Annotated in this window: 15 protein-coding genes and 1 pseudogene; 9 read left to right on the top strand and 7 right to left on the bottom strand. The window is 67.1% G+C overall.

Annotated elements, in window-relative coordinates:
* Window positions 1-3 precede the first annotated feature (3 nt).
* From ACN2C7_RS04220 to ACN2C7_RS04210, 3 genes are all read right to left on the bottom strand, one after another.
* Complete coding sequence (locus ACN2C7_RS04220) at window positions 4-1,371, bottom strand: aspartate aminotransferase family protein (protein WP_419320040.1); 1,368 nt, start codon at window positions 1,369-1,371, stop codon at window positions 4-6.
* Between the two features lie 181 nt (window positions 1,372-1,552).
* Complete coding sequence (locus tag ACN2C7_RS04215; RefSeq protein WP_419320039.1) at window positions 1,553-3,001, bottom strand: NAD-dependent succinate-semialdehyde dehydrogenase; 1,449 nt, start codon at window positions 2,999-3,001, stop codon at window positions 1,553-1,555.
* 146 nt (window positions 3,002-3,147) lie between these two features.
* Complete coding sequence (locus tag ACN2C7_RS04210) at window positions 3,148-3,828, bottom strand: GntR family transcriptional regulator (protein ID WP_419254184.1); 681 nt, start codon at window positions 3,826-3,828, stop codon at window positions 3,148-3,150.
* 89 nt (window positions 3,829-3,917) lie between these two features.
* On the opposite strand from ACN2C7_RS04210, the gene ACN2C7_RS04205 reads away from it, so the two are divergent.
* Complete coding sequence (locus ACN2C7_RS04205; RefSeq protein WP_419320038.1) at window positions 3,918-5,237, top strand: aspartate aminotransferase family protein; 1,320 nt, start codon at window positions 3,918-3,920, stop codon at window positions 5,235-5,237.
* A gap of 94 nt (window positions 5,238-5,331) precedes the next feature.
* On the top strand, window positions 5,332-5,694 hold the full coding sequence (locus ACN2C7_RS04200) for a c-type cytochrome (RefSeq protein ID WP_419320037.1): 363 nt from the start codon (window positions 5,332-5,334) through the stop codon (window positions 5,692-5,694).
* A 192-nt stretch (window positions 5,695-5,886) separates the two neighbouring features.
* Here the strand turns inward: ACN2C7_RS04200 and ACN2C7_RS04195 are convergent, their stop codons facing one another.
* A complete protein-coding gene (locus ACN2C7_RS04195; RefSeq protein ID WP_419320035.1) occupies window positions 5,887-6,429 on the bottom strand; it encodes an HAD family hydrolase in 543 nt (180 codons plus the stop codon).
* Window positions 6,430-7,645: 1,216 nt separating this feature from the next.
* Here ACN2C7_RS04195 and ACN2C7_RS04190 point away from each other — a divergent pair.
* The 5 genes and pseudogenes from ACN2C7_RS04190 to ACN2C7_RS04170 all read left to right on the top strand — a co-directional run bounded on the left by ACN2C7_RS04190 (window position 7,646) and on the right by ACN2C7_RS04170 (window position 11,291).
* Window positions 7,646-9,013 (top strand): pectate lyase family protein, encoded by a 1,368-nt coding sequence (locus ACN2C7_RS04190; protein WP_419320032.1) that lies wholly within the window; start codon window positions 7,646-7,648, stop codon window positions 9,011-9,013.
* A gap of 38 nt (window positions 9,014-9,051) precedes the next feature.
* Window positions 9,052-9,129 (top strand): annotated as a pseudogene (locus ACN2C7_RS04185) (hypothetical protein); the annotation flags it as partial.
* A 61-nt stretch (window positions 9,130-9,190) separates the two neighbouring features.
* Window positions 9,191-10,312, top strand: a complete 1,122-nt coding sequence (gene aroC, locus ACN2C7_RS04180) for a chorismate synthase (protein WP_419320030.1) — start codon at window positions 9,191-9,193, stop codon at window positions 10,310-10,312.
* A 168-nt stretch (window positions 10,313-10,480) separates the two neighbouring features.
* Window positions 10,481-10,984, top strand: a complete 504-nt coding sequence (locus ACN2C7_RS04175; protein WP_419320028.1) for a response regulator — start codon at window positions 10,481-10,483, stop codon at window positions 10,982-10,984.
* Window positions 10,985-11,042: 58 nt separating this feature from the next.
* The gene (locus tag ACN2C7_RS04170) at window positions 11,043-11,291 is read left to right on the top strand and encodes a hypothetical protein (protein WP_419320027.1); all 249 of its coding nucleotides are present in this window, start codon (window positions 11,043-11,045) and stop codon (window positions 11,289-11,291) included.
* A 10-nt stretch (window positions 11,292-11,301) separates the two neighbouring features.
* Here the strand turns inward: ACN2C7_RS04170 and ACN2C7_RS04165 are convergent, their stop codons facing one another.
* The 3 genes from ACN2C7_RS04165 to queC form a co-directional block, all read right to left on the bottom strand.
* Entirely contained in the window at window positions 11,302-11,667 is a 366-nt protein-coding gene (locus ACN2C7_RS04165) for a 6-carboxytetrahydropterin synthase (protein WP_419320025.1), read from the bottom strand.
* A gap of 73 nt (window positions 11,668-11,740) precedes the next feature.
* Window positions 11,741-12,373, bottom strand: a complete 633-nt coding sequence (gene queE, locus ACN2C7_RS04160; protein ID WP_419320022.1) for a 7-carboxy-7-deazaguanine synthase — start codon at window positions 12,371-12,373, stop codon at window positions 11,741-11,743.
* Window positions 12,370-13,086 carry a 7-cyano-7-deazaguanine synthase QueC gene (gene queC, locus ACN2C7_RS04155; RefSeq protein ID WP_419320021.1) on the bottom strand — a complete coding sequence of 239 codons (717 nt, stop codon included), beginning with the start codon at window positions 13,084-13,086 and terminating at the stop codon, window positions 12,370-12,372. Before queC ends, queE begins: the two co-directional genes overlap by 4 nt.
* 523 nt (window positions 13,087-13,609) lie before the next feature.
* Here queC and ACN2C7_RS04150 point away from each other — a divergent pair.
* Together ACN2C7_RS04150 and ACN2C7_RS04145 are read left to right on the top strand one after the other, a co-directional pair.
* Entirely contained in the window at window positions 13,610-16,429 is a 2,820-nt protein-coding gene (locus ACN2C7_RS04150) for a TonB-dependent receptor (RefSeq protein ID WP_419320019.1), read from the top strand.
* Window positions 16,430-16,629: 200 nt separating this feature from the next.
* The gene (locus ACN2C7_RS04145) at window positions 16,630-18,153 is read left to right on the top strand and encodes a response regulator (RefSeq protein WP_419320018.1); all 1,524 of its coding nucleotides are present in this window, start codon (window positions 16,630-16,632) and stop codon (window positions 18,151-18,153) included.
* Window positions 18,154-18,286 lie beyond the last annotated feature (133 nt).

Below are 18,286 nucleotides of genomic sequence, written 5' to 3'. Positions count from 1 at the left end.
GGCTCATGCGGACAGGTCCTCGATCTCGGCGGCGAACCCGTCGACGGCCGCGACCAACCGGTCGATCGACGCGTCTTCAGTTACCGGCGACACCAGCATCATGTTGTGGAAGGGCGCAATCAGCACGCCCCGGTTCATCAGCCACAGATGAAGCGCGGCCACGAGGTCGTGGTCCAGCGCCTTGCGCATCTGGGCGGCATTTTTTGGCGCGGGATCGGCGAAGACCAGCTCGACCCGCGCCCCGACGTGGACCACCGACCAGGGCAGACCGCGCGCCGCGATCACACCGTTCAGCCCGGCCACCAGGCGTTCGGCCCCGGCCAGCATGCGGTCATAGGCGGCGGGCGTCATGACCTCGGTCAGCATGGCGCGCATGGCCGCCATGGCCAGGGCGTTACCTGACAGGGTGGTGCCGATGCCCGACTGGCCCGGTCCGATCCGCGCCTGGGTCTCATCCATGCGCTCGGAGAGCTCGGCCGTGACGCCCCAGACGGCGGCCGGCACGCCGCCGGCGATGGCCTTGCCGACCACAAACATGTCGGGCTCCAGCCCGTGCAGACCGGCATAGCCGCCGGGACCGCTGGACAGGGTGTGGGTCTCGTCGAGGATCAGCAGGGTTCCGGAGTCGCGGGTCAGCCGGCGCAGGGCCTCGTGAAAGCCGGGCTCGGGCAGGATCATCCCGCAATTGGTCATCACCGGCTCGGCCAGGACGGCGGCCACCTGGTCGGAAGCCAGGGCCATTTCCAGGGCGGCCAGGTCGTTGAACGGTACGACCCAGGTGGTGGCGGTCAGGTCGTGGACCTGGCCCAGCAGACCGGGCTTCATCACCCGCTGGCCGTCCTTCAGGACGACAAAGGCGTCCTCGACCATGCCGTGATAGCAGCCGTCGAACACCAGGATCACCGGCCGCTGGGTGACCGCCCGCGCCCAGCGGATGGCGGCGCGGTTGGCGTCGCTGGCCGTGGTCGCGCTCTGCCACAGCGGCAGGCCGAAACGCTCGGCCAGCAGGCGGCCGACGAGGATCGCGCTGGCGGTCGGCAGCATGAAGCCCGCGCCGCGCCTGATCTGGTCCGACACGGCGGCGGCCACCGCCGCGTCGCCATGGCCGAACATCGACGGCGTGTCGCCCAGGCAGAAGTCGTCATACAGCCTGCCGTCGACATCGGTGATCTGGGCTCCGACGCCCTGGGCCGCGAAGATCGGGCTGGGACTGGCCCAGTCGTTCATCCAGTGCATCGGCGCGCCGCCGCGCCAGACCTGCGCCGCCTGCCCGGCCATCGCCACGCTGCGCGGATGCTCGGCCGTGAAGCGCGCGGCTTCGGCCTGCATCAACCCTTCGAGGGTGGACGCGTTGGCGAGTTCCGCCATCATCCCGCCGCCCCGAAAAAAACTCCCGTCATTCCCGCCCTTGTGGCGGGAACCCCTGGTTCAGCTGACACGTGAAGCGCATTGGCGGGCCGGCCCGCCACACCACCGCCCCTGCGGCGGACAGAGGGGTTCCCGCCACAAGGGCGGGAATGACGGGAGATGGGGAAATGGCGGCGCGAACGCATCATCCCTTCACCCCGCCAAAGCACAGATATTTGGTCTCGAAATACTCATCCAGCCCCTCGGACGCGCCCTCGCGGCCCAGGCCCGACTCCTTGACCCCGCCGAACGGCGCGACCTCGGTGGAGATGATCCCTTCGTTGATGCCGACCATGCCGGCCTCGATGGCCTCGGCCACCCGCCAGCAGCGGCCGACATCGCGGCTGTAGAAATAGGCGGCCAGGCCAAACGGCGTGGCGTTGGCCAGGTCGATGGCTTCCTGCTCGGTCTCGAACTTCACGATGGGGGCGACCGGGCCGAAGATCTCCTCCTGAAACAGCCGCATGTCCGCTGTCGCGCCGGTCAGGACGGTGGGCTGGTAGAACAGGCCGCCCAGGCCATGCGCGTCGCCGCCGATCAGGACGACGGCGCCGGCCTCAACCGCCTCGCGCACCAGGCTGTCGACCTTGATCAGGGCCTTGTCATTGATCAGCGGACCGATGGTCACGCCCTCGCCGGTGCCGGGACCGACCTTCATCGCCGCGACCTTCTGCGTCAGCCGGGCGGCGAAGGCGTCATGGATGCCCGACTGCACGATCAGCCGGTTGGCGCAGACGCAGGTCTGGCCGGTGTTGCGGTACTTGCTGGCGATGGCGCCGTCGACGGCGGCCTCCAGATCGGCGTCGTCGAAGACGATGAACGGCGCATTGCCGCCCAGCTCGAGGCTGAGCTTCTTCATGGTGCCGGCGCACTGGGCGTACAGCGTCTTGCCCACGGGCGTGGAGCCGGTGAACGACAGCTTGCGCACGCGCGGGTCATCGCACAGCGCCTTGCCGATGGCGCTGGCGTCCTTGCCGGTGACGATGTTCAGCACCCCGGCCGGCACGCCCGCCTCCACCGCCAGCCGGGCGATGGCCAGGGCGCACAGCGGGGTCTCGGCCGCCGGCTTGACCACCACCGTGCAACCGGCCGCCAGGGCCGGACCGACCTTGCGGGTGATCATGGCGATCGGGAAGTTCCACGGCGCGATGGCCGCACACACTCCGACCGGCTGCTTGATCGACATCAGCCGCTTGTTGGGATCCGGCGTCGGGATCGACTGGCCGTGGCCGCGCTTGGCCTCCTCCGCGAACCAGTCGATGAAACTGGCCCCATAGACGACCTCGCCCCGCGCCTCGGCCAGGGGCTTGCCCTGCTCGGCGGTCATCAGCCGGGCCAGGTCGTCGGCATGGGCCAGCATCAGGTCGCTCCACCGGCGCAGGATCGCTCCGCGATCCTTGGCGGTGCGCGCCGCCCAGGCCGGGAAGGCGCGATGGGCGGCGTCGATGGCGATGACGGTCTGCGCCGCGCCCAGATCGGCGACCTGCGCGATCACCGTCCCGTCGGCCGGGTTGATCACCGCGAAGGTCGCGTCGGCCTGGATCCACAGGCCATCGATAAGGGCGGCGGTTTCGACGAGTTTCAGGCCGGTCATGGGGAGGTCACCTCAGCGTCACGCACACCGACGTCAGGTCGGCGTGTTGGTTCAACGCATGAAGGGCGGCGGCAAGGGTCACGGGCAGGCTTTCCTGAAACTGTGATCACAGTTCGCGGCCTCAGCGCGCCTGTCAAGACGGCCGCTCATGCGCCCGCCTCCACGGCGGTCCGCATCTTGTCCATGCCTTCAGACAGGTCAGCGGCGATGGCGCGGCGGGCGCCGTCGGCGTCGCGGGCCTTGAGGGCGGCGATCGCCTCGGCGTGACGGTCGGCCGGCAGGCTGCCGGTGCCGACGCGCCCGAACACCACCCGCATGAACGGCCCGATCTGCAGCCACAGTCCGCCGGCCATCGACAACAGCACATCGGCGCCTGAGCGCTCATAGATGGCGAAGTGAAAGGCGTGGTTGGCGGTCATGTAGCCGTCGACATCGCCGGCCGCGAGGGCGGCGTCCAGCCGGGCATCGATGGCCTGCAGGGTCCGGATCAGCCCCTCGTCGGCATGGCGCGCGGCGCGGGCGGCCAGCTCGGGCTCGATCCACAACCGGGCCTGGGACAGCTGTTCCAGCCGGTCGGCGGTCAGGGACGGCACCGACAGGCGCTTGTTGGCCGGATTGATCGCCAGAGCCCGCTCGGCCGCCAGCCGCCGCACCGCGTCGCGCACCGGCATCGGACTGACCCCCAGCTCGGCGGCCAGGCTGCGCAGACTGACCCCGACGCCGGGCGCGATGCGGCCGGTGATCAGGGCCTGACGGATGGCGTCATAAACCTGGTCATGCACGGCCGTGGAATCGGCCAGGGCGCGTCTTTGCGGGGCGGCGGGCACGAAGGGGCTTCCAGAAAGCGGTCAATTGCGATCACAGTGCATGATCCCTCGCCCGACGCCAGCCCCCGGCCCAGCCTTCGAGACCGCCCATGCCCGATTTCGGCGCCAACAACCTCGACGCCTTCTGGATGCCGTTCACGCCCAACCGGCGGTTCAAGGCCCATCCGCGCATGCTCTCGTCCGCGAAAGACATGCACTACAAGACCCCCGAAGGCCGCGAGATCCTCGACGCCACCTCGGGCCTGTGGTGCGTCAACGCCGGCCACGACCGCCCCCGCATCCGCGAGGCGATCCAGAAGCAGGCCGCCGAGATGGACTACGCCCCCTGCTTCAACATGGGCCATCCCCTGGCCTTCGCCTTCGCCAGCCAGCTGGCCCAGGTGACGCCGCAGGGCCTGGACCGGATCTTCTTCACCAACTCAGGCTCGGAGTCGGTCGACACCGCCCTGAAGATCGCGCTGGCCTATCACCGCGCCCGGGGCAAGGGGACCAAGACCCGGCTGATCGGCCGCGAGCGCGGCTATCACGGCGTCGGTTTCGGCGGCATCTCGGTGGGCGGCATCCCCAAGAACCGGATGTATTTCGGCTCGCTGCTGACCGGCGTCGACCACCTGCCCCACACCCACGGCGTGGCCGGCAACCTGTTCGCCAAGGGCGAGCCCGAGCACGGCGCCGACCTGGCTGACACTCTGGAAAAGATCGTCGCCCTGCACGACGCCTCCAACATCGCCGCCGTCATCGTCGAGCCGGTGGCCGGCTCGACCGGCGTACTGATCCCGCCCAAGGGCTATCTGCAGCGCCTGCGGGCCATCTGCGATAAGCACGACATCCTGCTGATCTTCGACGAGGTGATCACCGGCTTTGGCCGCCTGGGCGCGCCGTTCGCCGCCGACCGCTTCGGCGTCACGCCCGACCTGATCTGCATGGCCAAGGGCCTGACCAACGCCGCCGTGCCCTGCGGCGCGGTCGCCGCCAGCGACAAGATCTACGACGCCATGATGGAAGGCGCCGACGCCCCCATCGAGCTCTTCCACGGCTACACCTATTCGGCCCACCCCCTGGCCTGCGCGGCCGGCATCGCGACGCTGGAGACCTACAAGGAAGACGACCTGTTCGCCCGGGCGGCGGGGATGGAGGCCTACTGGCAGGAGGCCATGCACAGCCTGAAGGACGCCCGCCACGTCATCGACATCCGCAATCTGGGCCTGATCGGCGGCATCGAGCTGGAGGCCCGCCCCGGCGCGCCCACGGCCCGGGCGATGGAGGTGTTCGAGGCGGCCTTCGACGCCGGCCTGCTGATCCGCGTGACCGCCGACATCATCGCCCTGTCGCCGCCGCTGATCATCGAAAAGAGCCACGTCGATCAGGTGGTCGAAACCCTGCGCGGCGTGCTGGCGAAGGTCGACTAGGCGCCCGAACCCACCCGGAATTGATCCCGATCAATTGCAACCCGCCGCCGGGGCGCACACTCAAATCTGACCCCCACTGGGCCCGAGCGTCACCATGTCATCGCCCTTGATCGCCACCCGTCGCCTGATCCTCGTCCTGGCCGCCGGCGCCAGTCTGGTCGCCTGCGCGACCATGCCGGGAGAGCCATCAAAGGCCGATCTGGCAGCGCGCGGGCGCAGCCTGGCCCTGACCGAATGCTCGCAGTGCCACGCGGTAGGCTCCAGCGCCGGCAACCCCAAGACCGCCGCGCCCAGCTTCGCCAGCGTCGCCCAGACCTATCGCAACACCCGCCTCGACTGGGAGCTGGAAGCGATCTCGCAGGTCGGCCACTACCGCATGCCGCGCAAGCCGCTGACCTCGATCGATATCGCCGACCTGACGGCCTACATCCGCTCGCTGGATCGCGCGCCGCGTTAGGGGCGCCAAGGGGGCGCTGAGGCGGACCTTGCGGGGTTTGGGTTGGGGTGGATTGCGACCTTCGAGTTGCGACTCGCTAGCGCATGCGTCCACTGAGAAATCGAGCCGCCTCTGCGTAACTTGACACCACAACGTCCGCACCCGCCTCCGCCAAACGATTGCAGTGGCCATCAAGCACGTGGCAACCTGCGGTTAGACCGATCGTAAGCATCTCTGCTGCCTTGCCCGCCATGCCCCCATAGGGCTGTCTTCAATGACCACGCAGTCGGCCGTCGGGACGCCCAGCACGGCGGCGGCCTTGAGGAAAAGGTCCGGATGAGGTTTGCCGCGTTCGACGTCCTGACCGCTGAACAGATGTTCGAACCAGTGCGTCATCGCCATGCGGCTCAAACACTTCCCGATGTAGTCCACGGACGATGAGGAGGCGATGCAGCGCGCCACGCCAGCATGCTGTTGAAGGAAGTTCAAAACACCCGCCACCGGCTGCACCTCAGCGACCAAGCGAGCGTGGATCGTAGCGATCTGACTCGTGAGAAAGTCCTGAGGCAAGGCACGTCCAAGCCGCTGCTCCATATGGAGGACACAGTCGGCCCACCGGCGGCCCATGTAGAAATCCAGGGCCTCTTCGGTGGTCGTGGGCAGCCCGATCGCACTCAGCCCTTCGGCGAGAATTTGATTCGCCAAAGCCTCGCTGTCGGCGACCACGCCGTCGAAATCAAAGATGATGAGCCTCACGGTGGCGAACCTAGCCGCTTCGCAACTGACCACAAGCGGACTCTCCGAACTTCCGAGATGGGTCGAAAGCAGATATTGGCGCCTGCCACGAAAGCGGACGCCCCGCGTCCCGCTCATCCTTAAATCTCCTGGAGGCTGCAGCGTGCCGGTCTGTCCAGGTTGGTCAAGGCCCGCCTCCGGCGGCCGCGTCGCGGCGGCCCGCAGGGCCGGCCTTGAGCAACCTGGACAGACCGGCGATCGTCTCGCCGTGAGATTTAAGGATGGCTCCCTTCGGCGCGAAGGGGGGCGGGACGCGCCCAGATCGAACCCTTCTCCCATAGGGAGAAGGAGGGGCCCGCGCCGCAGGCGTGGGAGGATGAGGGGTTTGCGAAGCCCCTCCGGACAAGGCAGGGCCTTTAGGCGCCAGGACGGCTGACGGCGTAACCCCTCACCCTCCCACGCAAGCGTGGGTCCCTCCCTCACCCTCTGGGAGAGGGCTGGGCGTACGGGGATACGCCGCGTTCAATCCCCATTCTTTCCGGAACAAACCCCAACCCGATCAACCGCTTGTAAAAAACTTGATCGCGCCCATCAGACGCGCCGAAACCGCCTGCATAATCAATCTCACCTGACAGCACAGGAAGGGCGCACGTACGGCGACCGTTGCGGCTGTCAGGGGTGATCGAGCGGGGCCAGCGTTCGGGCGTATGCCCGGGCGGCCGGTTTAAAGAGAGGGCGGGTGACGTAAACCCGCCTATCGGGGGCAAGCCAAGGCCTCCGCCCGTCCGAAGGTTCGCTCCGGGTTCCTCCGGAATCGGCGTGGCTGCAGCCCAAGGCTGGGTCCGTCGCGAGGCAGGACAAAACCCGGGTGGGGCAAAAGGCTGAACAGGCCTGCGCACCCCGGCCAGAGGGATAACGATCACGCGGAGCGTCTGTCTTCGTCGAAACGGTATTCAACTATCCCAATCCTCCGGGCGAGGCCCGGGCGCTCCGCGACCCTTCCCATTCCCATCGCAGCGAAAGCGCGAGGTTGTGAAACCGTGTCCGCCAGACTTGCCCCCTACGGGCTGCTGCGCAGCCGTCTTCCCCCGGAGGGGGAAGATGAAACGCGAAGCGGTCAGGAGGGGGCCGGTGGCTTCGACGGAGAAATGACACCGGTGGACAAAGCCGCGCCCCGCCGCCATTTTCGCGCCAAGACACCGGCGCCGCAGACGCCGCTCCACCGGGGATGAAACCGATGCGCCGCCCGCTTCACAACGCCGCCAGCCTGGCCGCCCTGACCCTCGCCCTGACCGCCTGCGCCACGGCGTCCGGCGTAGCCGCGCCGAAAGAGGTGGTCGCGTTCCCCGGCGCAGAGGGCGCGGGTCGCCTGAGTGTCGGCGGACGCGGCGGTGCAGTGATCAAGGTCACCACCCTGGAGGACGCCGGCCCCGGCTCGCTGCGCGCCGCCGTCGAGGCCAAGGGGCCGCGCACCGTGGTGTTCGACGTGGCCGGCACGATCGCCCTGAAGAGCCCGCTGAAAATCGCCAACGGCCAGATCACCCTCGCCGGCCAGACCGCGCCGGGCGGCGGGATCACCCTGCGCGACCAGACCCTGATCGTGGCCGCCGACGATGTGGTGATCCGCTTCATCCGCTCGCGGCTCGGCGCCGAAAGCCGCACCGAGGGCGACGCGATCTGGATCGCCAAGGGCCACCGCATCATCCTGGACCACGTCTCGGCCAGCTGGTCGGTGGACGAGACCCTGTCGGCCTCGGCCCGCTTCGACAATCCCGAACAGGGCTTCCATGACCTGACCGTGCAGTGGTCGATCATCAGCGAAAGCCTGGCCCACTCGATCCACGCCAAGGGCGACCACGGCTATGGCAGCCTGATCCGCGGCGGCCAGGGCTCGAAGATCAGCTTTCACCACAATCTGTGGGCCAACCACCTGGCCCGCATGCCGCGCCCCGGCAACTATGACGGGCCCGACAAGGACCCGGTCGGGGCATTTATCGAATTCCGCTCCAATGTCTTCTACAACTGGGGCAAGGGCCATGCCGGCTATGACGCCGACAAGGCGGCGCTGGTCGCCTACAACTTCGTCGACAACGCCTATGTCATGGGCCCCAGCTCTGAAAAGCCCATCGCCTTCAACGAGAGCAACAGCCTGGCCAGGGCCTGGTTCGCCGGCAACAGCATGAACGGCGTGGTTCCGGCCGATCCCTGGAGCCTGGTCACCGGCCTGCAGGTGGAAGGCTATCGCCAGGCGTCTCCGATCGACATCGCTCCCATCGCCGCCGATCCCGCCGCCAGCGCCTATGACCGCGTGCTGGCCGACGCCGGGGCCTCGGTCTGGCGCGACACAGTCGATCTGCGCGTGATCGAGGGCGTCAGGACCAGAACCGGCAAGATCATCAACAAAGAACAGGATGTCGGCGGCTGGCCCGTGCTGGCGCCCGGCGTCGCCGCGCCGGATACGGACAGCGACGGCATGCCCGATGCGTGGGAAGCAGCGCATGGGCTCAATCCGAAGAAGGCCGATGGCGCGGCGCCGGCCAGGGACGGCTCGGGCTGGACCAACCTGGAGCTCTATCTGGCAGAGGCCGCGAAGGTTCGGGGGTGAGCGGCCAGCGCCGCAGGCCCCCACCGGGCTGCTTCGCAGCCGTCCGCCCCCGGCGGGGGCGGATGAACCGACCTCATCTTCCCCCTCCGGGGGAGGAGCGCGAAGCGCGGAGGGGGCAAGTGCGCAAACCCCTGCCCGCCTTTGCCGCAGCCGGCTGTTTCCGCTAGAAGCCCCGCCATGTCGCACAACACCTTCGGTCATCTGTTCCGCGTCACCACCTGGGGCGAAAGCCATGGACCGGCGCTCGGCTGCGTCGTCGATGGCTGCCCTCCCGGCATCGCCCTGACGGCGGAGATGATCCAGGGCTTCCTCGACAAGCGCCGCCCGGGCCAGGGCAAGTTCGTCACCCAGCGCCAGGAACCGGACGCGGTGCGCATCCTGTCAGGCGTGTTCGAGGACAGCCGCAGCGACGGCCAGCGCACGACCGGCACGCCGATCAGCCTGATGATCGACAACACCGACCAGCGCTCGAAAGACTATGGCGAGATCGCTCAGGCCTTCCGGCCGGGCCATGCCGACTATCCCTATTTCGCCAAGTACGGCGTGCGCGACTATCGCGGCGGCGGGCGCAGCTCGGCACGCGAGACCGCCGCCCGGGTCGCGGCCGGCGCCATCGCCCGGCTGGTGATCCCCGGGGTGAGCGTGCGCGCGGCCCTGGTGCAGATCGGCCCGCACGCCATCGACCGCTCGCGCTGGGACTGGAGCGAGATCGACAACAATCCCTACTGGTCGCCCGATGCGGCGATCATTCCGGTGTGGGAAGAGCACCTGGAAAAGATCCGCAAGGCCGGCTCCTCGACCGGGGCCATCGTCGAGGTCGAGGCCACCGGCGTGCCGGCCGGCTGGGGCGCGCCGCTGTATGGCAAGCTGGACGCCGAACTGGCGGCGGCCCTGATGTCGATCAACGCCGCCAAGGGCGTCGAGATCGGCGAGGGTTTCGCCAGCGCCGCCCTGACCGGCGAGGACAATGCCGACCAGATGCGGATGGGCCATGACGGTCCGGTGTTCCTGACCAACCATGCCGGCGGCGTGCTGGGCGGCCTCTCGACCGGCCAGCCGGTGGTGGCCCGGGTGGCCTTCAAACCCACCTCCTCCATCCTGATCCCGCGCGACACCGTCAACGAGGCGGGCGAAGAGGTGGAGCTGCGCACCAAGGGCCGCCACGACCCCTGCGTGGGCATTCGCGGGGTGCCGGTGGTCGAGGCCATGACCGCCTGCGTCCTGGCCGACGCCTTCCTGCGCCATCGCGCCCAGACCGGCGGCGGGGCCTTTCACCCGGGCCAGACCGACCGTTTCTGAGACCACTGGTCTGTCAACTTTATCCAATATGGTCTGATCACTGAAAACACTCAGGTTTTTGGGTTGACCTGTTATGTTGCGAAGCTGTAATGCTTCTTCCAATGCGGACGTCTTATAATTGATTCGCGCATAGGTTGCGCTAGTGCGCGTCAGGGCTCAAGAAAACGCGTGCGCTTCGACACCCTGAAAATTCTGCTCGTCGACGACAATCAGCACATGCGGCTGCTGTTGACCGAGATGCTGCGCGCCATCGGCGTCCGGAACATCTTTGAGGCCATCGACGGCGGCGAGGCGCTGCAAATGATGCAGCGCGTGCCGATCGACATCGTCATTACCGACCTGAAGATGGGCCTGCTGGGCGGCATCGAGTTCGTCAACCTGCTGCGCCGCTCGCCCGCCAGTCCCAATCCCTTCGCGCCGGTCCTGATGGTGACCGGCCATTCGACGATGCGGCGCGTCCAGGACGCCCGCGACGCCGGGGTCAACGAGTTCCTGACCAAGCCGGTGACCGGCCGTAGCCTGGTCCATCGCCTGACCCTGCTGATCGAGCATCCCCGCCCGTTCATCCGCTGCGAGGGCTATTTCGGCCCCGATCGGCGACGGCAGGTGGCCGCCGGATACAAGGGCCCCTGGCGGCGGGACGAGGACGCGATCGCCATCGACTTCGGCTAAGCCGGTCTTAAGACCTGTTAGCCATCATGGGGTCGCTGTTAGCCGGGATAAGCGAGCCATGACCGCCAAACGTCTGATGTCCACCGCCGCCCTGGTCGCGCTGGGCCTGAGCCTGCAGGGCTGCGTCGCGGCCAGCGCCGTCGGCATGGTGGCCGGCACCGCCATTGGCGTCACCGGCGCCGTGGTCGGGGGCGCCGCCAAGGTTGGCGGCAAGGCCGTCGTCGCCACCGGCAAGGCGGTGATCCCAGGCGAAAGCGCCAAGGACCGCGACAAGCGCGAATATGAAGAGTGGAAGCGCTCGCGCTAAAGCCTCGCCCCTAAAGGCAAAGCGCGCAGCTTTCGCCGATGGTCGGGCGCGAGATCACCACGCGCGACAGACCCGGAAAGGTCGGCGTCAGCCGCTCGGCGAAATACAGGCACAAACGCTCCAGGGTCGGGCTTTCCAGACCGGGGCGATCGTTCAGCAGGCCATGATCCAGCTCGGTGGCCACGGCCTTGAGCGCCGTGTCCAGGCCCTCGAGGTCGGCGACCCAGCCGGCGTCCTGCATCTGCCCCTTTACGCTGGCCTCCACCTTGAACGAGTGGCCGTGCAGCTTGCGGTAGCGATGGTCGGCGGGACCTTGCTCGATGTAGTGAGCCGCGTCGAACGTCGCGGCCTTCGTGATCTCGAAGACAGGCTTCATCAGGTACTTCTTTTGACAGGGCCTGGGAGGCTCTAGCGCAACGACCCTGTCACCAGGTCGAGCGCCTTATCCGTCAGGGCAGGCCGAGATATTTGTGTGTTTGGACGCTTAAACGCCATTGAGGGTGGGAAAGGCAATAGGCGACCGCCAATTGCGTGTTCCGGTCGCGATCGGGACCATCCATCGGCTGCAGGTAGAAGCGCTCGAAATCCAGACTTTCGAACCGCTCCGGCAGGGCCTTGTCCTGCGGATAGACCAGCTTTAACTCCTGGCCCCGGGTCTGGACGACGGGGGCGTCGGCCTTGGGGCTGATGCAGACCCAGTCGATGCCGTCAGGCGCTTCGACGGTGCCGTTGCTCTCCACCGCGATCATGAAACCCCGGGCGTGCAAGGCCGCGATGGCGGGCGGATCCAGTTGCAGCAGCGGCTCGCCGCCAGTGCAGACGACAAGCCGGTCGTTCGGCCCGCCTGTCCACTGGGCCTCGACCGCATCGGCCAGGGCCTCGGCCGTGGCGAACTTTCCACCGTTCTCGCCGTCCGTGCCGACGAAATCAGTGTCGCAGAAGGTGCAGACGGCCTTGGCGCGATCCTGCTCGCGGCCGGTCCACAGGTTGCAGCCGGAAAAGCGGCAGAACACCGCCGCCTTGCCCGCCTGACCGCCCTCGCCCTGCAGGGTGAGGAAGATTTCCTTGACGCTGTAGGTCACGAGACCAGCACCGCGCGCCCCGCCGCGTCCCAGTCCTCATAGCCCTTCTGGCGCAGGTCGCAGGCCGGGCAGTCGCCGCAGCCGTGGCCCCAGGGGTGCAGGTCGCCGCGCTCGCCCCGATAGCAGGTGTGGCTCTCGACCACGATCAGATCGACCAGGTCCTCGCCGCCCAGCGCCTTGGCCAGGGCCCAGGTTTCCGCCTTGGTCAGGGCCATCAACGGGGTTTCGATGCGGAAGTCGCGATCCATGCCCAGGTTCAGCGCGGTCTGCATCGCGTCCAGCGTATCGCGCCGACAGTCAGGATAGCCCGAGAAGTCGGTCTCGCACATGCCGCCGACCAGCGCCGGGATGCCCCGCCGGTCGGCCAGGGCCGCAGCATAGATCAGGAACACCAGGTTGCGGCCGGGCACAAAGGTCGAGGGCAGGCCGCGGTCGGTCATCTCGATGGCCCGGTCGGCGGTCAGGGCGCTCTCGGCGACGGCGCCGAAACCCTTGAGGTCCAGCACATGGTCTTCGCCCAGGCGCTCGGCCCAGTGCGGGAAGCGGGCGGCGATCTGGTGACGCACAGCCACGCGCGCCTCCATCTCGATGACGTGACGCTGGCCATAGTCGAAGCCGACCGTCTCGACGCGGGCATAGCGCTCCAGCGCCCAGGCCAGGCAGACGCTGCTGTCCTGGCCGCCGGAGAACAGCACCAGGGCGGCGTCAGTCATGAACGGTTCTCCGGCCCGGCGCACGGCGGGCTGCACAAGAGTAGAAACAGAAAGCCATGGCTCCCTCTACACCAGGCGGCGACGGCTCGAAACGGTCCAGCGGCGCGGCGGGGTCCAGCAACGGCTCGCCAGGACGCATCAAGCCCCAAAAAACAATGATCTGGGTCAATACCCAAGGCCGTAATCGACCAACGCCGCAGGAGGCCGCAAACCATTGCGCCCGGGTTTTGGGCGCCTTTGCGGAGGCTGCCGCTAGGTAAGCGCCAAACCCGCTTTTCTAATACCGGTGGAAACTTGCCCCAAACAGGAGAACGTGATGCCGGGGAAAGTGAAAAGGCGTAACCTATCGCTGTTCACTTAGGCTGACGGCAGTTGACAGTCAAAGAACGCAAGTATGCAATCTGCCTATGCTGCGAGGGGTCCGCCGTACGCCCGCGTAGCGCGAATTGTACGGCGCCGAGGAAACAAGCGACGCACGCAGGCTCCGCCATAAGGAGCCGCGGCGTTCAGGGAGGGAATTCGAATGTCGCAATCTTCGCGTTTGCGGAGCCTGTTGGCCATGGGCGCTTCGGCGGCCGTGCTCGCAGCCGTCGCCACACCCGTGCTGGCCCAGACCGGTCAGCAGACCACGGTCATCGAGGAACTGGTCGTCACCGCCCAGAAGAAGGAAGAAGCCCTTCAGGACGTGCCGATCGCGGTTTCCGCCTTCAGCCAGGACACGCTTGAAGCCCAGAAGATCGACGGGGGTCCGAATCTTCAGCTTGCCATTCCGAACGTCAGCTTCGCCAAGAGCAACTTCACCAACAGCTTCAACTTCCAGATCCGCGGCATCGGGGCCCGGGCAGTCGGCGCATCGGCCGACGCCGGCGTCGGCGTCCACCTGAACAACGCCCCCCAGCAGTCGGGCAACCTGTTCGAAGCCGAATTCTACGACATGGAGCGCGTGGAAGTTCTGCGCGGCCCGCAAGGCACGCTGTACGGCCGCAACGCCACTGGCGGCGTGGTCAACCTGATCACCGCCAAGCCGACCGACACCTTCGAGGCCATGGCCCGCGCCGAAGTCGGCAACTACGGGACCCAGAAGGTCCGCGGCATGATCAACGTGCCGATCTTCGGCGACAAGCTCGCCATCCGGGCCGCCGGCGCCTATCTGAAGCGCGACGGCTTCATGACCAACACGTTCACCGGCAACAAGGTGGACGACCGGGATCTGTACTCGACCCGCATCTCGGTGATGTTCAACCCGACGGAAAAGCTGCGCACCAACTTCCTGTGGGAGCGCTTCGATGAAGATGACGCCCGCTCGCGCACCGGCAAGCAGCTGTGCACCAAGGACAACGGCCCCGCCACCGTCGGCGGCGTCGCGACCGGCGCAGCGCGCATCTTCCTGACCCAGGGCTGCCTGCCCGGCTCGCTGTACAGCAACAACGCCTATGGCACCGTCAACAGCTCGGGCACGCTCACCGGCGAGCTGGGCAACATCTTCGGCTTCACCAGCGGCGACGTGAACGCCGGCGACACCACCGACAAGGATCTGAACAAGTTCGAGTCGTCGTTCGACCCGATCTACCGGTCCAAGTCGGACGTCTATCAGTTCACCCTGAACTACGACCTGACCGACAGCCTGACCATCACGGCCATGACGTCGTACAGCGAGAACTCAGTCTATTCGAAGCAGGACTACAACCGCAACGTCTCGGCCGTGCCGTTCAACAACACGCCCTTCACGCCGGGCGGCTTCTTCACCGATCCGCAGACGGGCCGGACGAACAAGTTCACCACGCTGGACATCTCGTCCAACGCGGCCGAACAGTTCAGTCAGGAATTCCGCCTGTCGTCGAACTTCGATGGCCCGCTGAACTTCAACATCGGCGGCATCCACTTCGACTACGAGACGGTCACCGACTATTATGTGATCGGCAACTCGCTGACCCTGTCGGCCCTGGCCCTGAACGCCACCACGCCGGGCAATGGCGGCAATCCAAACTGTAATCCGGTCACCCTGCCGCTGACCTGTATCGGCATCGACACCGGGGCCACGCCCGACGGCTCGGGTCACAACTATTATGACAACCGCACCCCCTACCGCCTGAAGTCGGACGCCCTGTTTGGCGAAATGTACTGGCAGGCCAATGACAAGCTGAAGTTCACCCTGGGCCTGCGCCAGACGCGCGACCGCAAGGAAGTCGACAACTACAAGACCGTGCTGCTCGCGCCGGGCACCGGCCTGGTCCTCGACCCGGTCACGCCGACCGCCAAGGTCAGCTTCAGTGAACTGACCGGCCGCTTCGGCTTCGACTACAAGCCAGAGCTGTCGATGACCGACGACACCCTAGTCTATGCCTTCTATTCCAAGGGCTACAAGGGCGGCGGCATCAATCCGGGCGTGCCTGCCAACGCCGTCGGCATCCCGCAAACCTTTGATCCGGAATTCGTCAACGCGTTCGAACTGGGCACCAAGAACACCCTGATGGGTGGCAGCCTGATCATGAACGCGACGGGCTTCTACTACGACTACCAAGGCTACCAGATCTCGAAGATCGTCAACCGCACCTCGGTCAACGAGAACGTCAACGCCAAGGTCTATGGCTTGGAGTTCGAGTCGATCTGGTCGCCGATCTACAATCTGCGCATCAACGCCAATGTCGGTTACCTGCACACCGAGATCGGCAAGGGCGTGAAGTCGATCGACACGATGGACCGCACGCAGAGCAACCCGGCCTACACCTTGGTCAAGGTCGGCCCGGGCCTGCCCAACGCCAGCGTCGGCGCCAACTGCGTGCTCAGCACGGCCGGCGTCGCCACCCTGCTGGCCATCGGCCAGGGCGGCACCCTGCCCTTCGCCTGCGGCGGTCCGGCGGTGTTTGCCGGCTTCCTGCAGAGCCGAGGCGCTCCCGCCGCCACGGCCAACTTCCTGGCCAACGGCACCGGCCTCTATAACTACGGCGCCGGCTACTCGATCGAAGGTACGGCGGCTGACATCTCCGGCAACGAGCTGCCCAGCTCGCCGCATTGGACGACCTCGATCGGCGCCCAGTATCGCTGGGACATGGCGGCCGGCTGGTCGGCCACGCTGCGCGGCGACTACTACCGCCAGACGGGCCAGTACGCCCGGGTCTACAACACCGCCTACGACCGCCTGAAGGCCTGGGACAACGCCAACCTGACCCTCAAGCTCGAGAAGTCGGAATGGGGCCTGGAGGTCGACGCCTATGTGAAGAACCTACTGAACGACGTTCCGATCATCGACGCCTACACCAGCGACGACTCCTCGGGCCTGTTCACCAACGTCATCACTCAGGAGCCGCGCCTCTACGGTGTGAGCATCACCAAGAAGTGGTAACCGGCTGTCCCTGACGGGACGCTCTTCTGCAGGGGGCGGCGGGTCATCCCGCCGCCCCTTTTTATGGCCTGATGGTCTGCCCGTGGTCCCGAGATTGGGTGCGCCGGAAGCAACTTTCCTGAGAATCGGCCCCGACTTAACGACTCCGCAAGGGCGAGGCGGGCAAGGTAGTCGCTCACAGACGCCAGCGAAGCGGCCGCATGGAAACGCTATCTCGTCTCATTGATCGCCGTCCGCCGGTCGCCTCAACCACGTCCTGCCAGGACGTCTGGGCGATCTTCGACGCAGATCACCGAGCTTTTTCGGTTGCCGTCGTCGACGGCGCCGCACCGACCGGCATTGTCTATCGTGACGTGTTCATGGGCATGATGGCCGTCGCCCGCGACGCCCTGAGCCAGCGTCCCATCGTCGAGGTCATGGACCGAGATCCGCGCCAGGTCCCCGTCGAGACCGAACTTGGCGCCTTCGTCGACCGCCTTGCCGATAGCCCCTCGCCTGTGTTCCGCACCGCGTTCGTGGCCGTGGATGAGGCCGGTGACTATGTTGGCGTGGGCGGACTGGGCCCGCTGCTGACCTCCTATCGTCGGCGCCAGCGCGAGGCTGCAGACGCCATGGCGCTGGTCGAACGGATGGCCACCGACATCAATCACCACCTGGACGGCGTCCTGGCCATCACCGCGCGTCTGGAGCAGCAGCGCCTGACCCCGGACGCCAGCGCCTTCGTGCGCGCCATCGGCGAGACCAGCCGCGACATGGGCGCCATGCTGGGCCGCGCCATCGATCTGCACAGCGCGGCCGGTGGCCAACTGCCGATGACCCCGACACCCGTGCGCCTGCGCGACCTGGCCGACGCCGTCGAGGCCCGCTGGTCGGCCCGCGCCGCCGAGGGCGGATCCACCCTGCTGTTCTCCTATGACGGCGAACCCGAATGCGGGGTCGAGGTCGACGGCGAGCGTCTGCTGCAGGTGTTCGACGCGTTGATCGAAAGCGCCCTGGCCAGCGGCCGCGGCGTCATCGAGGCCTGCCTGCAAGCCCGCATCGGCGCCGACGGCGTGCATCTGGACGGCAGCGTCCGCGACAACGCCGGGGGTCTGGCCGCAGATCGTCTCGCGCGGATTTACGAGCCTCTGGGCGCGGCGCGCATCGAGGATCGCACCGAAATGGCCTTGGGCGTGGGCATGGCCCTGGCCCACCGGATCGTGCGCGGCCTAGGCGGCGAGGTGATGGCGCAGGCCAATCGCGGCGCCGGCCTGACCGTCCGCTTCGCCTTTGACGCCCCGACCGCCGAGATCGATGCGGCGGCGCCGGCCGAACCGACCCTTGACACCCGCGCCGCCCACATCCTGATCGTCGACGACAACGCCACCAACCGCATGGTCGCCGAAGCGCTGTGCGACATGTTCGACTGCACCTCCGAACAGGCGGTCGACGGTGTGGAAGCTGTCGAAATGGCTCGAAGCGGCCGCTTCGACCTGATCCTGATGGACATCAAGATGCCGCGCATGGACGGCGTGACCGCCACCCGCACCATTCGCGAGATGAACGGTCGTCCGGCCATCACCCCCATCGTCGCCCTGACCGCCAATGCCGATCCCGCTGACGTCCAGACCTATCTGGCGGCCGGCATGCAGGACGTGGTCGAAAAGCCGATCAAGCCCGAGCGCCTGGCCACCGTGCTCAGCGCCCTGCTCAGCGGCGAAGCCGAGGAAGACGTCGCGGCCTGATCAAAGGCTTTCGGCGAGGCGCGGCTGAACCTCATTTTGCCCGGCCATCGCCGCCTTTGGTCATGACCAGTTCTGCGCCGCGCCTCAACGTCTGGTGCAGCGGCGAGGGGCAGAGATCGCCCTGTCCAGCACC

It is taken from the genome of Caulobacter sp. ErkDOM-E (genome assembly GCF_048541895.1).
Classification (GTDB): Bacteria; Pseudomonadota; Alphaproteobacteria; order Caulobacterales; family Caulobacteraceae; genus Caulobacter.
This window is presented reverse-complemented; position numbering and strand designations above follow the sequence as displayed.

Coding starts and splice junctions, on each gene's coding strand:
- ACN2C7_RS04205 (WP_419320038.1), top strand. CDS start 3,918: ATGCCCGATTTCGGCGCCAACAACCTCGACGCCTTCTGGATGCCGTTC.
- ACN2C7_RS04220 (WP_419320040.1), bottom strand. CDS start 1,371: ATGATGGCGGAACTCGCCAACGCGTCCACCCTCGAAGGGTTGATGCAG.
- ACN2C7_RS04215 (WP_419320039.1), bottom strand. CDS start 3,001: ATGACCGGCCTGAAACTCGTCGAAACCGCCGCCCTTATCGATGGCCTG.
- queC (WP_419320021.1), bottom strand. CDS start 13,086: ATGACTGACGCCGCCCTGGTGCTGTTCTCCGGCGGCCAGGACAGCAGC.
- ACN2C7_RS04145 (WP_419320018.1), top strand. CDS start 16,630: ATGGAAACGCTATCTCGTCTCATTGATCGCCGTCCGCCGGTCGCCTCA.
- ACN2C7_RS04170 (WP_419320027.1), top strand. CDS start 11,043: ATGACCGCCAAACGTCTGATGTCCACCGCCGCCCTGGTCGCGCTGGGC.
- aroC (WP_419320030.1), top strand. CDS start 9,191: ATGTCGCACAACACCTTCGGTCATCTGTTCCGCGTCACCACCTGGGGC.
- ACN2C7_RS04200 (WP_419320037.1), top strand. CDS start 5,332: ATGTCATCGCCCTTGATCGCCACCCGTCGCCTGATCCTCGTCCTGGCC.
- ACN2C7_RS04190 (WP_419320032.1), top strand. CDS start 7,646: ATGCGCCGCCCGCTTCACAACGCCGCCAGCCTGGCCGCCCTGACCCTC.
- ACN2C7_RS04150 (WP_419320019.1), top strand. CDS start 13,610: ATGTCGCAATCTTCGCGTTTGCGGAGCCTGTTGGCCATGGGCGCTTCG.
- ACN2C7_RS04165 (WP_419320025.1), bottom strand. CDS start 11,667: ATGAAGCCTGTCTTCGAGATCACGAAGGCCGCGACGTTCGACGCGGCT.